Here is a 14,663-nt window from a genome sequence, read left to right as displayed (position 1 = left end):
CTGCCTCGGCCGTCGGCTCCGCTGAGCCGGCGGCCGTCCTAGCCCAGCGGGGCGAGCGGCTCGACCGCCGGCCCCTCCAGCACCGTCCCGTCGGCTGCGAAGCGGGAGCCGTGCAGCGGGCAGTCCCAGCTGCGCTCCGAGTCGTTCCAGGTGACGATCCCGCCCAGGTGCGGGCACACCGCCGACACCGCGCAGCGCCGCCCCTCCACGGTGGAGACCGCGACGGGCTGCAGGCCGTCGCGGGCGAGCGAGCCCTGGCCCTCCGCCGGCACCACCCCGGCCGAGCGGGGCGCGCGGAACGCTGCCGACCACCCGCGGGCGTACCAGGCGCCCACCGCCAGCCCGGCGCCGAGCCCCTCCGCCATCACCCGCGGCAGCGTGGGCCGGCGGTGCAGCGTCCTCGCCCAGGCCGGCGTCCCGCCCTCGAGGTCGGAGACGAGCGTCAGCGCGGCCTGCACCGCGTTGGTCATCCCCCACTTGTCGTAGCCGGTCGCCAGGAAGATCCGTCCGCGGCCCCGCGGCAGCCAGCCCACGAACGGCACACGGTGGAACGGCTCGTAGTCCTGGGCGCTCCACTGCGCGACCGGCTCCGCCCCCGGGAAGGACCGCCGCGTCCAGGCGACCAGGTCGTCCACCGCCTCCGAGGTGACGGGCCTGCGCCCCACGGGGTGGCCGTTGCCGCCGATCAGGAGGAGCCGCTCGCCGTCGCGCTCGGCGTCGCGCACCGAGCGGGACGGCTCGTCGACCGAGAGGTACATGCCGTCGGGGATCGGCGCGTCGGTGCGGAACGCGACCGCGTACGAGCGCAGCGCTGCGATCTTGGCGAAGTACAGGCCGCGGTCGAGGATCGGCGCCCCCGTGAGCAGGTAGGCCCGGTCCCCGGTCACCGGGCCCGCGCTGGTGCGGACCCGGACGGGAGCGGTCGCTCGCATACCGAGGGCCCGGACGCCCTGCACCAGGGTGCCCCCGGCGGCGCGGAAGTCGGCGGCGAGCGCCGTGAGGACGTCCATCGGGTCGAACTGGGCCTGGTCGTCAAGGGCGACGGCCGCCGTGCTGGGGAACGGCACGTCGAGCTCGCCGACGAGGCGGGTCGCGAGGCCGAAGCGGCGCGCGGTCGTGTGCTCCTTCAGGACGGCGTCCACGCCCTCGGGCGTCTGCGCGTAGCTGTAGGCGGTGCGCCTCTGCACCGGCACGCCCGCGCCCTCGCAGTAGTCGAGCAGCCAGCGGAAGCCCGCGAGGTTCGCCGCGACGTAGGCCTCGGTCACCGCGGGGATGTTGCGCTCCGAGATCCGGGAGAGGTGCGCTCCCTGCAGGAGGCTGAGCTTCGCCGTCGTGTTCCCGGTCGTGACGGCGCCGACCTCCCGCGCCTCCAGCACCAGCACGCGCCGGCCGGTCCGCTGCAGGAGGAGCGCGGTGACCAGCCCGGTGAGCCCGGCGCCGACCACGACGTCGTCGTAGTGCGCGCCCGGCACGAACTCGTCGGAGGGGATCGGAGCCGCGCCCGCCCGCCAGAGGGAGCGGGGCCGCGGGGCCGTCGTGGTCGTGTCCTCCGGAGTCATCGGGAGTCCCTCCGTTCAGGGGCCGGACGGCCCGCGAGCGACGCTACGCGGAGCCTCCGGGACCGTCACGGTGTTGACACGTCGCGGGACGCGGGCTCAGAGCCAGCCCCACCGCTTGAAGAGCCGGTGCAGCACCACGCTCGAGGCGAGCATCGCCGCGAGCGCCGCCGGGTACCCCCACGCCACGTGCAGCTCGGGCATCACGTCGAAGTTCATGCCGTAGATGCTCGAGATCATGGTCGGCGCGAAGAAGATGGCCGCCCAGGCGGAGATCCGCTTGACCTCGTCGTTCTGCTGGTTGCCCACCTCCGCGAGCTTCTTCATGTCCTCGTTCTGGCGCTGGGCGACGAGGGTCGCGTTCACCGCCAGGATCTCCCGCAGCGTGGTGCGGAAGCCGTCGACCCGCTCGGTGACGAGCGCGACGTGGTCGGCGACGTCGCGGATGTAGCGGCGCAGCTCCACATCCGACTGGAACACCTCGAAGTCGGTGACGAGCCGCCCGAGCATGCCGGTCAGCGGAGCGACCGCACGCTGGAAGTCCAGCACCTCCTGGCTGAGCTCGTAGATGCGGCGGGACACCGCCGGGTCGCCCTCGAAGACCTGCGCCTCGATCTCGTCGATGTCGTTCTCGAGACCGGCGACGACGGGCGAGTACTGGTCCACGACGGCGTCGAGGATCGCGTACAGCACGGCGACCGGGCCGACGCGCAGCAGCTCCGGATCGGCCTCCATCCGCCGCCGCACCAGCGAGAGGTCGGGCTTCTCGGAGTGGCGGACCGTGACGACGAAGTTCGACCCCACGAACAGGTGGAGCTCGCCGAAATCGACCTCCTCGCGCTGGTCGGAGTAGCTGGCGGCGCGCAGCACCACGAACATGTCGCTGCCGTACCGCTCGAGCTTGGGCCTCTGGTGCGCGCTGATCGCGTCCTCGAGGGCGAGCGGGTGCATCGAGAACTCGTCCTCGAGCGCGGCGAGCTCGGCCGCGTTCGGCCGGTACAGCCCGATCCACGCCATCGCGTCGGGCAGCTTCTGCAGGGCGGCGAGCGCCTCCGGGATGCTGCCGGGAGAGACGACCCGGCGGCCGTCCTGGTAGATCGCGTTGTCGACCGTGCTGGTGCGGGCCGGCTCGTCGTCCGGGCGCAGACGCTGGATGGGAGCGGTGTCCTCGGCGGCGGCGCGGGTGCGCGAGCCCAGACCCAGGATCGTCGCGGGGACGCGGGGCAGCTTCACGACCATCTCCTCTGCTCGACCGACGCCCTATTGTGCACCTCCCGGTGAACGGGAGGTGTCCGTTGCGCCGCCGGTGTCGGAGGGCCTCACTAGCCTGGAGTCGCTCCCCCGGACGACGCAGAGGAAGGACGACCGTGAAGCTGCTGCACACCTCGGACTGGCACATCGGCCGCACCTTCCACGGGCACTCCACGACGGCGGCGCTCGCGACCGTGCTCGAGGCCCTGGTCGAGACGGTTCTGGCCGAGCGCGTGGACGCGGTGCTGATCGCCGGCGACGTCTTCGACTCCGCCGTGCCCGCCGCAGAGCACTACACCCTCCTCACCCGCACGCTCGAGGCGATCCGCGCGGCCGGCGCCGAGGTCGTCCTCACCAGCGGCAACCACGACTCCCCCGCCCGGCTCGGCTTCCAGGCCGGGCTCCTGCGCGGAGCGGGCGTCCACGTCCTCACCGACCCCGAGGCGTACGCCGAGCCGGTCGTGCTGCGCGACGCGTCCGGCCTCGAGGTCGGCGTCCACGGCATCCCCTTCCTCGAGCCCGCCCTCTACCGCCACCGGCACCCGGAGGAGCAGCTGCGCCGCCACGAGGACGTGCTCGCCTTCGCGATGGCGCGGGTGCGCGCCGCCGCCGAGGCGGCGGGCCGTCCCTGGGTCGTGCTCGCGCACTGCTTCGCGGTCGGAGCCCCGGCCGCGGTCCTCGAGCGCGACATCACGGCGGGCGGGCTCGACTACGTCTCGGTCGAGCACTTCGCCGCGGCCGACTACGCGGCGCTCGGGCACATCCACGGACGCGCCGAGCTGCTGCCGGGAGTGCGCTACTCCGGAGCGCCGCTGCACTACTCGTTCGGCGAGGCGTCGAAGCCGCGCGGCGCCTGGCTGGTGACGATCGGGCCCGAGGGGCTCGAGGGCGTCGAGTGGTCGCCGCTCCCCGTGCCGAGGAGGCTCAGCGTGATCGAGGGCGAGCTCCAGCAGCTGCTGCGCGATCCCTCCCTGGCCGAGGTGGAGGGCGACTGGGTCTCGGCGGTGCTCACCGATCCCGTGCGCCCGCTCGACGCGATGGCGCGCCTGCAGTCGCGCTTCCCCGGCTGCGCCACGCTCGAGCACCGGCCCCCGCACGCCGCGGCCGAGCCGCGCGCGTACGCCGAGCGGATCCGCGGGCGGAGCGACGTGGAGGTCGTCGACGACTTCCTCGCCCACGTCCGCGGCGGTCACGGCGCCACGGAGACCGAGCGCGCCCTCACCCTCGACGCGCTCGCGGCCATCGAGGCCGAGGCTCTGCGGTGAGGATCCGCCGACTCGCCTTCGCCGGATTCGGACCGTTCCGCGCCGAGCAGTGCGTCGACTTCGACCGGCTCGAGGACGTGGGCGTGTACCTCATCGCCGGGCGCACCGGAGCGGGCAAGTCGACGATCCTCGACGCGATCGCGTTCGCACTCTACGGCTCGGTCCCCCGCTTCGACGGCACCGCCTCGCGCCTCCGGAGCGACCACAGCGGCCCCGAGGACGAGACCTTCGCCGAGCTCGAGTTCGAGGCGGCGGGGCGCGTCTACCGCGTCCGGCGCTCGCCCGAGTACGAGCGGCCGAAGCGGCGCGGCACCGGCACCACGACCCAGCCGGCGAAGGTCGAGCTGCTGGAGCAGGTCGACGGCGCCTGGGTAGGGGTCTCGTCGAGCGCGAAGGAGGTGGGCGCCGACATCGGCCGGATCGTCGGCCTGACGAAGGACCAGTTCCTCCAGGTGATCCTGCTGGCGCAGAACCGCTTCCACGAGTTCCTGCTCGCGAAGAACGACGACCGGCAGCGGCTCCTGCGCACGCTCTTCGCGACCGAGCGCTTCGATCTGCTCCGCCGCCGCCTGCTCGAGCAGCGCGACGCGAGCGCCGTCGGGCTCGAGGAGGAGCGCGCGGCCGTGACGGCGCTCGCGGACGAGGCCGTCCGGCTCCTCGATGACGGAGCCGAGCCGCCTCTGCCGGACGCCGCCTGGTTCGCCGGGCTGTCGGCGCGGCTCGCCGCTCCGCTCGAGGCGGCCCGGGCCGGCTCCGCCGCGGCCGACGCGGCGCACGAGGCCGCGGGCACCGCTCTCGACGAGGCACGGCGCATCGCCCGGGGCCAGGAGCGGCGCCGGCGCGCCCTCATCGAGGCGGAGGAGCTCGTGGTCGCCGAGGCGCACGTCGAGCAGCAGCGGGCCGCGATCGAGCGCGCGCGCCGGGCCGACGGCGTGCTGCCGCTGCTCCGCTCCGCCCGGGCAGCCGCCGAGAAGGAGCGGGCCGCCCGGCAGCAGCGCGACCTCGCCGCCGACGCCTACGGGGACGCGTCCGGGGGCCCGGCCGCCGAGACGGCCGAACGGCTCGCCGCTGTCCTCGGCGCCCTCGCCGAGGCGCTGGCAGAGGAGCGCCGGCTCCCCGACGCGGAGCGCGTCACCGAGCGGTCCGCACGCGCCGAGCAGGCGGCGGCGACCGCGCTCGCGGGGATCGAGGCGGAGCTGCGCGAGCTGCCCGCCCGCGTCGACGCGCTCGCCGCCGAGGAGGAGTCCCTGGCCGGGGAGGCCGCCGCTGTCCCCACGCGCGTCGACGAGCTCGCCGCGCTCGAGCGGAGGATCGCCGCGGCCCTCGAGCGCGATCTCACTGCGGCGGGTCTGCAGCGGCTCGGCACGGCCTACGCCGACGCGGCGCGCGTCCACGGCGAGCGCGCCGCGGAGCAGGCCGCCCTGATCGCGCGCCGGTTCGCCGGGTTCGCCGGGGAGCTCGCCGAGCGGCTGGAGCCGGGCGAGCCCTGCCCCGTCTGCGGCTCGTGCGAGCACCCCCGCCCGGCCGAGCACGACGGCCCGACGACGGTCGGCACCGACGACCTCGACCGGGCCCGCGTCGCGGTGGAGCGCGCCGCCGCCGCCCTCGACGGCGCCCGCGAGCGCGAGGGAGCCGCGGCTCGGGCTCTCGCGGCGCTCGAGGAGCGTGTGGGCGAGGACGCGGATCCGGAGTCGCTCCGCCCGGCGCACGAGGAGCGGCTCGCCTCGGCGCGCCGCGCCGCCGCCCGCATGGAGGAGCTGCGGCGCGAGCGCACCCGGCTGCGCACCCGGATCGACGCTCTCACGACCGGACGGGACGCCGCTCGCGAGGAGCACCGCGCCCGCGCCGACGAGTCCGCCCTCGCCGCTGAAGCGCTGCGGCTGCTGCGGGAGCGCGTCGAGGCCTTCCGCGACGGCGCGACGAGCGTCGCCTCGCGGGTCGAGCAGCTGAGTGCCCAGCGCCGCCGTGCCGTCGCCCTGGTCGAGGCCGAGGAGGCGGCCGTCTCGCGGTCCGAGGCCGCCGCCGCCGCCCGGGAGGAGCTCGCCGAGGTCCTCGCCGAGCGCGGCTTCACGACCGCCGAGGAGGCCGAGTCGGCCGCGCTGGCCAGCGGGGACCGGGCACGGGCCGAGGCCGTCGTCGCCGAGCACGAGCGACGGCGGAGCGCGACGGAGGCGGTGCTCGCCGACCCGGAGCTCCGCGGACTGCCGGGCACGGCCGTCGACCTCGCCGCCGCCGAGGAGCGCTCGCGCGAGGCCTCCGCCCGTCGCGACGAGGCGCGAGCCGGCCTCTCCGTGCTCGAGCACCGCTCGGAGCGCCTGGCCGAGCTCGCCGCGACGGCCGCGGGCCGCCTCGCCGTGCTGGGTGAGCGTCTCCACCGCCACGAGGAGCTGCGCGCGCTGGCCGAGACCGTCTCCGGCCGGGGGCAGAACACGCGCCGGATGGACCTCGAGGCCTTCGCCCTCGCCGGACGCCTGGAGGAGATCGTGACCGCGGCGAACCTCCGCCTCGACGCGATGACCAGCGGCCGCTACGCCCTCGCCCACGACGACTCGCTCGCCTACCGCGGTGCCGCCTCCGGCCTCGGGATCGACGTGCTCGACGCCTTCACCGGCGTCCGCCGGCAGCCCGCCTCGCTCTCCGGCGGCGAGACGTTCCTCGCCTCGCTCGCCCTCGCCCTCGGCCTCGCCGACGTGGTGACGGCGCAGTCCGGCGGCATTTCGCTCGAGACCATGTTCATCGACGAGGGCTTCGGCTCGCTCGACGCCGAGACGCTCGAGACGGCGCTCAGCACGCTCGACGAGCTGCGGTCGGGCGGTCGGACGATCGGCCTGATCAGCCACGTCGACGCGATGCGCGAGCGGCTGCCGATCGGCCTCCGCGTCGCGGTGGGGCCGCGCGGCGACTCGACGATCCTCACCGGCTGAGCGGCCGCTCCCGGGCGAAGGGGCGACGACGGCCCGCTCCCTCCTCTCGCACTGCAGCAGCGAGCGCGCCCGCGCCCGCTGCTAGGGTCGTGCGCAGTGACACGGGGTGCCCGCCAGGGCTGAGAGAAGACCCGTTGAACCTGATCTAGTTCGTACTAGCGAAGGGATGTCGCGAATGAGCATTCGCACGCCTGTCCACCCGACCCTCCCCGCCGACACGGCGCCCGACCCGGCGTCCGTGGGTCGCGATCTCGCCGAGCTCCGCGCCGCCGGGCCCCTGGTGCAGTGCATCACGAACGCGGTCGTCACCGGCTTCACCGCCAACAGCCTTCTGGCCCTCGGCGCCAGCCCGGCGATGTGCGACCTGCCCGGCGAGGCGGGCGTCTTCGCGGGCCTCGCCTCCGCGGTGCTCGTCAACCTCGGCACGCCCGGAGCGGAGCAGCGCGAGGGTGCTCGCGAGGCGGTCGCCGCGGCCGGACGCGCCGGCACCCCGTGGGTGCTCGATCCGGTCGCCGTGGGCCCGCTGCCCGTCCGCACCGCTCTGGCGGTGGAGCTGCTCGAGGCGCGGCCCGCGATCATCCGCGGCAACGCCTCCGAGATCCTCGCCCTCGCGGGAGCCGGTGCGGGCGGCCGCGGCGTGGACGCCGTCGACACCGCCGAGCAGGCGCTCGACTCCGCCCGCGTCCTCGCCCGCCGCACCGGAGGCGTGGTCGCCGTCTCGGGAGCGGTCGACCTCGTCACCGACGGCGAGCGGATCGTCCGGGTCACGGGGGGCCACCCGCTGCTGACCCGCGTGACCGGCGGCGGCTGCGCGCTCGGCGCCGTGATGGCGGCGTTCCTCGGCGCGGGCGCCCGCCCGCTCGACGCGGCCGTCAGCGCCTCCGCGGTCTGGGGCCTCGCCGCCGAGCGGGCCGCCGCTGCGAGCAGCGGTCCCGGGTCCTTCGCCGTCGGCCTCCTCGACGCCCTCGCTGCCCTCCAGCCGGCCGACGCCGAGGCCGGGGCGCGGATCGCATGAGCCTCGACCTCTCGCTCTACCTCGTCACGGACACCGCCCAGTGCGGCCCGCGCGGCGTGCCCGCCGTGGCCGCTGCCGCCGTCCGAGGCGGAGTCACGACCGTGCAGATCCGCGATCACGACGCCTCCGCCGCCGAGCTCGTCGCCCTGACCCGGGCCGTCGCCGCCGTCCTCGACGAGCGCACGACCCTGCTGGTCGACGACCGCGTCGACGTCGCCCTCGCCGCCCGCCTCGCGGGCGCCCGCGTCCACGGCGTCCACCTCGGGCAGTCCGACCTCCCCGTCACCGCCGCCCGCTCGCTGCTCGGTCCCGACGCGGTGATCGGGCTCACCGCGAACACCCCCGAGCACCTCGCCGCCGTCCGCGCCCTGCCCGCGGGGACGGTCGACTACCTCGGCGTCGGCGTCATCCGGCCCACCGCGACCAAGCCCGACCACCCCGCTCCCCTCGGTGTCGACGGGTTCGCCGCCCTCGCCGCGGCCACGGCGCTGCCCTGCGTCGCCATCGGCGGAGTCGGAGCCGCGGACGCGGGGCCACTCCGCCTCGCCGGTGCGGCCGGCCTCGCGGTCGTGTCGGCGCTCTGCACGGCCGCCGACCCCGCGGCGGCCGCCCGCCTGATCCGAGCGGAGTGGGACCGATGACCGCCGGCGCTCGCGTCCCCCGTGTCCTCAGCATCGCCGGCACCGATCCGACCGGCGGTGCCGGCGTCCAGGCCGACCTCAAGTCGATCGGCGCGCTCGGCGGCTACGGCATGGCGGTCGTCACCGCGCTCGTCGCGCAGAACACGCACGGGGTCCGCTCCGTGCACCTGCCGCCCGCCGCGTTCCTCCGCGAGCAGCTCGACGCGGTGAGCGACGACGTCACGATCGACGCGGTGAAGATCGGGATGCTCGCCACGGCCGAGTACGCCGGAGTCGTCGCCGAGTGGCTCGACGAGGTCCGCCCGCCCGTCGTGGTCGTGGATCCGGTGATGGTCGCGACCAGCGGTCACCGGCTGCTCGCTCCCGAAGCCGAGTACGCCGTGCGCGACCTGCTCCGCCGCGCCGACCTGGTGACGCCGAACCTCCCCGAGCTGGGCGTGCTGGCCGGAGAGCCGACCGCCTCCGACTGGCCGGCCGCGCTCGCGCAGGGAGCGGCACTCGCCCGCGCCCTCGACGCCGCCGTGCTCGTGAAGGGCGGCCACCTCGACGGCCCCGCCACCCCGGACGCGATCGTCACCCCCGACGGCCTCGTGCGCGAGGTCCCCGGCGAGCGCGTCGCCACCTCGAACACGCACGGCACCGGGTGCTCGCTCTCGTCCGCGATGGCGACGCTCCTGGCCGGGCGCGATGCCTCCTCCGACGCCCTGGTCGAGGCGCTGACGGAGGCCAAGGAGTGGCTGACCGGCGCCCTGCGCGCCGCCGACGCCCTGGAGGTCGGCACCGGCAACGGCCCGATCGACCACTTCCACCGGCAACGTCCTCCGGCGTTCTGCGCGGACGTCTGGGAGCGGACCCGGACCCTCCGCGACGAGATCGACGCGCTCCCGTTCGTGCGGGCCCTCGGCGACGGCTCCCTCGGGCGGGAGGACTTCGAGTGGTACCTCGAGCAGGACGCTCTCTACCTCACCGAGTACGCCCGCGTCCTGGCCGTGGCGGCGCAGCGCGCGCCGACCACCGCCGAGCAGGTCTTCTGGGCCGAGGGCTCGGCGTCCGCCCTCGCGGCGGAGGCGCAGCTGCACCGCGACCGGCTCGGGACCAGGGACGCGACGCCCGCGCCCGTGACCCGCGGCTACACCGACCACCTGCTCGCGGTCGCCGCGCGCGGCGGCTACGGCGAGATCGTCGCCGCCCTGCTCCCCTGCTTCTGGCTCTACGCCGACGTCGGGTCGCGCCTCGCCGCCTCCGGGCATCCCGAGCACCCCTACGCGGACTGGCTGCTCACGTACGGCGACCCGGTCTTCGCGACGGCCACCGAGCGGGCGATCGAGTTCACGGAGCAGGCCGCCCGCGACGCCTCACCGAGGGAGCGCGCCGCGATGAGGGACGCGTTCCTGCGGTCGAGTTCGTTCGAGAGGGACTTCTTCGCCGCACCGCTCGCCCGGACCGGCTGAGCTCTCAGCCGGCCCGGCCGGGTGCGCTCAGCCGGCCCGGCCGGGTGCACTCAGCCGATCGCCTCGCGCAGGACGTGCATGAGGGCGTCCAGCTGCACTGTGTCGGCCGAGGCCGTCTCGGCGTCCGCGCCGTCGAGCGCGCGGGCGGCGAGACCGGCCTTGGCGTCGATGAGCTCGGCGATCTTCGCGTCGATCGTGTGCGCCGCGATGATCCGCCACGCCGTCACCGGCTCCTCCTGGCCGATGCGGTGCACGCGGTCGATCGCCTGCGTCTGCTCGGCCGAGGTCCACGACAGCTCGGCGAGCACCACGTTGGACGACGCCTGCAGGTTCACGCCGACTCCCGCCGCGGTGAGCGAGCAGACGGCGACCGAGACGTCGGGGTCCTCATTGAAGGCGTCGATCTGCGTCTGGCGGAACGCCGCGGTCTGGTCCCCCCGGATCGAGACGGACGTGAGCTCGCGCTTCTCGAAGGTGTCCTCCGCCTGGTCCATCACGTCGATGTGCTTCGCGAAGAAGACGACCTTGCCCACCGAGCGGGCCAGCTGCGAGGCGTAGTCGGCGGCCAGCGCCGCCTTGGCCTGGCCGATCCGGCGCACCATGGTGAAGACGTTCTCGCCGGTCTTGGCCGACTTCGACTCCTCGAGCTCGCTCTGCGCCACGATGCGGATGAACCGCTCGCGCTCGTCGTCGTCGAGCTCGTGCGTGATCGAGGAGGTGACCGCCCTGAAGCGCTGCAGCATGCGGGCGCCGAGCTCGCGCTCGGCCTTCTGGATGGAGCGGCCGAGGTCGTCGTCCAGCTCGACGGGCAGGTCGACGATCCGCTTCGACGGCAGGTCGGCGGCGACGTCGATCTTCTTGCGCCGGACGATGCCGAGGTCGATCACGGCCTCGCGCGCCTCCGGGTAGAAGCCCGTGTCGGCGGGGGTGAGGCCCGTCTCCTCGAGGCGGCCCATCAGCTCCGGCCCCGGCTTGGTCTCGTCGATCCAGCCGAGGAAGCGCCAGATGGCGCGGAAGTCGTCGACGTCGTTGATCAGCGGGGTGCCGGTCAGCGCGATCATCAGCGGATCGTGCCCCGGAGTGGTCTCGCGGATCCTCGACGCCAGCGCGAGCACGCTCTGCGAGCGCTGCGAGCGGAGGTTCTTGATGAAGTGCGCCTCGTCGACGACCATGCCGCGGAAGCCCAGGCTCCCGAGCCAGCCGATGTGCCGGTCGAGGATGTCGTAGTTGACGATGACCACGTCGGCGAACGCGTCGAGCGTGCCGCCGTCTCCGTGGATGACCGTGGCGCGCCGCTGCGGGGTCCAGTGCTCGACCTCGCGCGCCCAGTTCATCTTGACCACGTTCGGCACCACCGCGAGCAGCGGGTACGCCCCGACCACCGAGGCGGCCAGGAGGCTCTGCGCGGTCTTGCCCAGACCCGGCTCGTCGGCGAGCAGGAAGCTGCGGTGCCCCTCGCGGGCGCTCTCGATGAAGCGCGCCTGGTGCGGCATCAGCTCGCGGCCGCGCGGCGAGACCCGGTCGAGCTTCGGCGGCTCCGGGAGCTCCATGCTCGCGGCCCGTCCGCCCGCTCCGTACTCGAACGCCTTGAAGAGCGGCCCGAGCAGCTCCCAGTCGTCGAGCCTGCGGCGCGGCGCCGGAGCCGAGGCCTCGGCGATCGAGAAGTCCGGCGGGAGGAAGGGGTTCGCCAGTTGGCGGGCGCGCACCGACTGCGGCACGACCTGGTTGACCGGCACCTCGGGCTTGGGCTCCGGCTCGGTCACGATGAGCAGCTCGTCGGGGCTGAGCTCCGCGCCCGCCTCGAGCAGCCAGTCGCGGCGGAGCTTCTGCGCGGCCGCCGTGACGCCGGCCTCCGATTCGAGCAGCGCGATCAGGCTGGTGTCGCGGGCGGCCGTCTTGGCCAGGATCGTGGCGATGCCGTCGAGGCGCTTCATCTCCTCGGCGCGCTGCGCGTCGCTGAGCGAGGGATCGACCTTGACCCGCTTGCGCTCCTCGCGCATCAGGAGGGCGATCACCAGGAACTTCGTCCGGTTGGTCGGTCCGACCTTGCCGGTCTGGGCCTTCGCCTCCACCTCGCGGACGCGGCGGGCGAGGATCGGGATGATCCCCGCGTTGTCCACACCGCGCGAGCGCGATCGGGGTCGGCTCCCGGCGGCGTTCGACGCTCGTCGCGTCTGACCGGACTGACGCTGGCCGCTGCGAGCCATGCTCCTCCTCGATGTGTGACGGGGGGCGGAGGAGGGGTTCCCGCGCGCTGCCGTCGCCGTGCATCCGCCGGATCGCCTCCGGGGAGGCGTCGGGCGTCGGTGCATCCGGTGGCCGTCGGGAGCTCCGAGCAACGGGTCTGGGACCCGGTCGCAGCATCCCCGGCGTGCGGGTGCGGCGCCAGTCTACTCCTCGGGACGGTCCGGTCGGCGCTCCGCCGCGCGGACGGTCGCGCTCGTCGTCATTCCGGGGTCGGGACGCGGATCACGAGACCCGCCGCCACGAAGACGCCGACCGCGGCGAGGCTCAGCGAGGACCAGATCGCGTCCGGGAACGCGAACGGCAGCACCGGGTTCCACAGCACGAGCACCGGGACGAGCCCGATCAGCCAGAGGAGTGCGCGCGCCTGGATCGCGAACCAGCCGATGACCGCCGCGAGGATCGCGACCGGGTAGCGGATGAAGTCGTAGGCGTCGGAGCCGACGAGGGCGAGCCCGGCCAGCAGCACGATCGCGCCGAGGATCCCGGGCGCGAGCGCCATGCGGGCGCGGTCGCGCGAGGGGTAGCGGGCGGCGGTCGCGCGGGACGGCTTGCGGGTGCTCACCCCTCGATCGTAGGCGCGCATACCCCGCCCGGGTACCGCCTGCGGCGCGTAGGCTGGAGGAGTGATCGAGGACCTCAAGAAGCGCTCGCTGCACCGTGCCCGGATCCTGGGCGGCCAGATGCGCGGCCTCGAGCGGATGATCGAGAACGAGGACTACTGCGTCGACATCGTCACGCAGTCCCTCGCGATCCAGAAGTCGCTCGGCTCGCTTAACAAGCTCATCGTCGAGAACCACCTCCGCACGCACATCACCGCGATGTTCGAGGAGGGCGGAGACGCCCGCGAGGCGGCGATCGCCGAGCTCGTGAAGATCTTCGAGCTCTCCAACAACCGCTCGTGACCGCCGGCCTCGTCGCTGCGGCGCGGGTGCGCCCGCTGCTGCTCGACGGGGGCCTGGGCACGGAGCTGGAGGAGCAGGGGGCCGCGGTGGACTCCTCGCTCTGGAGCGCCCGGGTCCTGCTGGAGGAGCCCGGCCGGGTCGTCGCCGCGCACCGCGCCTTCGCCGAGGCGGGCGCCCGGGTCGCGGTGACCGCGAGCTACCAGGTGTCCGCGAGCGGATTCGCAGCCGCGGGGCTGGCCCCGCGCCTCGCCGAGCGCGCCCTCCGGGAGAGCGTCGACCTGGCCCGGCGCGCGCAGAGCGGCTGGGTCGCCGCCTCCGTCGGCCCTTTCGGTGCGAGCCTCGGCGACGGCTCCGAGTACCGCGGCGACGACGGCCTCACCGTCGGCGAGCTCGCCGCCTGGCACCGGCCGCGCCTGGAGGCCCTGGCCGCGGCCGGGCCCGACCTGCTCGCCGTCGAGACCATCCCGTCGGTGCGGGAGGTGCGGGCCGTCGTGGAGGCCCTCGCGGGCTCCTCGGTCCCCGCCTGGATCTGCGTGAGCGGCCGTTCGGGCCGCACCGCGGCCGGCGAGCCCCTGGCCGAGGCGTTCGCCGTCGCCGCCGCCTCCGAGGAGGTGGTCGGCGTGGGAGTGAACTGCTGCCCGCCCGGCGACGTCGCCGAGGCGGTCCGCATCGCCCGCTCCGTCACCGGCAAGCTGGTCGTCGTGTACCCGAACAGCGGCGAGGAGTGGGACGCCGTCGAGCGTCGCTGGGCAGGCGACGCGGCCTTCGACCCCGCGCTGGTCGCCTCCTGGCGCGCGGCGGGAGCGGATCTGATCGGCGGCTGCTGCCGCGTGGGACCTGCGGCGATCGCTGCCCTCGGACGAAGCCTGGAGGAGGAGTCGTGACCACCCTGAGAGCCGTGCGCGGCGACCTCACCCGCGAGCACGTCGACGCGATCGTGAACGCGGCGAACTCGTCGCTCCTCGGCGGCGGCGGCGTCGACGGCGCGATCCACCGCGCGGGCGGACCGGAGATCCTCGCCGAGTGCCGCCGGCTCCGCGGGACCGAGCTGCCGGACGGCCTGCCCGCCGGCTCCGCGGTCGCCACGACCGCCGGCCGCCTCCCCGCCCGCTGGGTCGTGCACACCGTCGGTCCCGTCCACTCGCGGTCGGAGGACCGCAGCGCCGTCCTCGCCTCGGCCTACCGCGAGTCGGTGCGCACCGCCGTCGGTCTCGGTGCGCGGACGCTCGCCTTCCCGGCCGTCTCGGCGGGCGTCTACGGCTGGCCGATGGACGACGCGGCGCGCATCGCGGTGGAGACGGTCCGCGAGGCGACCGCGGACGGCGCACTGGACGAGGTCCGGTTCGTCCTCTTCTCCGCGGACGCCCTCGCGGCCTTCGAGGCCGCCCTGGCCGCGGAATGACGGAAGGGG

The 14,663-nt window shown here is 75.0% G+C and carries 12 protein-coding genes and 1 riboswitch; of the genes, 8 read left to right on the top strand and 4 right to left on the bottom strand.

Annotated elements, in window-relative coordinates:
* Nucleotides 1-38 precede the first annotated feature (38 nt).
* Complete coding sequence (locus tag C5B95_RS01305; RefSeq protein ID WP_104348303.1) at nt 39-1,559, bottom strand: FAD-dependent oxidoreductase; 1,521 nt, start codon at nt 1,557-1,559, stop codon at nt 39-41.
* A gap of 96 nt (nt 1,560-1,655) precedes the next feature.
* Nucleotides 1,656-2,795, bottom strand: a complete 1,140-nt coding sequence (locus C5B95_RS01300; RefSeq protein WP_104223070.1) for a magnesium and cobalt transport protein CorA — start codon at nt 2,793-2,795, stop codon at nt 1,656-1,658.
* Nucleotides 2,796-2,923: 128 nt separating this feature from the next.
* On the opposite strand from C5B95_RS01300, the gene C5B95_RS01295 reads away from it, so the two are divergent.
* The 5 genes from C5B95_RS01295 to thiD all read left to right on the top strand — a co-directional run bounded on the left by C5B95_RS01295 (nt 2,924) and on the right by thiD (nt 10,103).
* A complete protein-coding gene (locus C5B95_RS01295; protein WP_104348302.1) occupies nt 2,924-4,072 on the top strand; it encodes an exonuclease SbcCD subunit D in 1,149 nt (382 codons plus the stop codon).
* Nucleotides 4,069-6,996 (top strand): AAA family ATPase, encoded by a 2,928-nt coding sequence (locus C5B95_RS01290; RefSeq protein ID WP_104348301.1) that lies wholly within the window; start codon nt 4,069-4,071, stop codon nt 6,994-6,996. The genes C5B95_RS01295 and C5B95_RS01290 overlap by 4 nt, the downstream gene beginning before the upstream one ends.
* Before the next feature lie 92 nt (nt 6,997-7,088).
* A riboswitch (TPP riboswitch) is annotated at nt 7,089-7,180 on the top strand.
* Nucleotides 7,172-8,011, top strand: coding sequence for a hydroxyethylthiazole kinase (gene thiM, locus C5B95_RS01285; protein WP_104246561.1), 840 nt, complete (start codon nt 7,172-7,174; stop codon nt 8,009-8,011). (Overlaps the previous riboswitch by 9 nt.)
* The gene (gene thiE / locus C5B95_RS01280) at nt 8,008-8,652 is read left to right on the top strand and encodes a thiamine phosphate synthase (protein WP_104291503.1); all 645 of its coding nucleotides are present in this window, start codon (nt 8,008-8,010) and stop codon (nt 8,650-8,652) included. The genes thiM and thiE overlap by 4 nt, the downstream gene beginning before the upstream one ends.
* The gene (thiD, locus tag C5B95_RS01275; protein ID WP_104291504.1) at nt 8,649-10,103 is read left to right on the top strand and encodes a bifunctional hydroxymethylpyrimidine kinase/phosphomethylpyrimidine kinase; all 1,455 of its coding nucleotides are present in this window, start codon (nt 8,649-8,651) and stop codon (nt 10,101-10,103) included. Before thiE ends, thiD begins: the two co-directional genes overlap by 4 nt.
* 50 nt (nt 10,104-10,153) lie before the next feature.
* On the opposite strand, the gene C5B95_RS01270 is transcribed toward thiD, so the two are convergent.
* Together C5B95_RS01270 and C5B95_RS01265 are read right to left on the bottom strand one after the other, a co-directional pair.
* A complete protein-coding gene (locus C5B95_RS01270; protein ID WP_104225603.1) occupies nt 10,154-12,310 on the bottom strand; it encodes a DEAD/DEAH box helicase in 2,157 nt (718 codons plus the stop codon).
* A 239-nt stretch (nt 12,311-12,549) separates the two neighbouring features.
* The gene (locus C5B95_RS01265; protein ID WP_244229446.1) at nt 12,550-12,912 is read right to left on the bottom strand and encodes a DUF6804 family protein; all 363 of its coding nucleotides are present in this window, start codon (nt 12,910-12,912) and stop codon (nt 12,550-12,552) included.
* Nucleotides 12,913-12,973: 61 nt separating this feature from the next.
* On the opposite strand from C5B95_RS01265, the gene C5B95_RS01260 reads away from it, so the two are divergent.
* Genes C5B95_RS01260 through C5B95_RS01250 form a run of 3 tightly spaced genes read left to right on the top strand, consistent with a single transcriptional unit; the run spans nt 12,974 to nt 14,654 of the window.
* A complete protein-coding gene (locus C5B95_RS01260) occupies nt 12,974-13,252 on the top strand; it encodes a metal-sensitive transcriptional regulator (protein ID WP_104223062.1) in 279 nt (92 codons plus the stop codon).
* Nucleotides 13,249-14,136 (top strand): homocysteine S-methyltransferase, encoded by an 888-nt coding sequence (mmuM, locus tag C5B95_RS01255; RefSeq protein ID WP_104348300.1) that lies wholly within the window; start codon nt 13,249-13,251, stop codon nt 14,134-14,136. Before C5B95_RS01260 ends, mmuM begins: the two co-directional genes overlap by 4 nt.
* A complete protein-coding gene (locus C5B95_RS01250) occupies nt 14,133-14,654 on the top strand; it encodes an O-acetyl-ADP-ribose deacetylase (protein WP_104225600.1) in 522 nt (173 codons plus the stop codon). Before mmuM ends, C5B95_RS01250 begins: the two co-directional genes overlap by 4 nt.
* Nucleotides 14,655-14,663: the final 9 nt, after the last annotated feature.

Origin of the sequence: Rathayibacter sp. AY1A7 (assembly GCF_002930845.1) — a bacterium.
GTDB lineage: Bacteria > Actinomycetota > Actinomycetes > Actinomycetales > Microbacteriaceae > Rathayibacter.
Note: the sequence above shows the minus strand (reverse complement) of the source record. Positions and strands in the feature narration are given on the sequence as shown.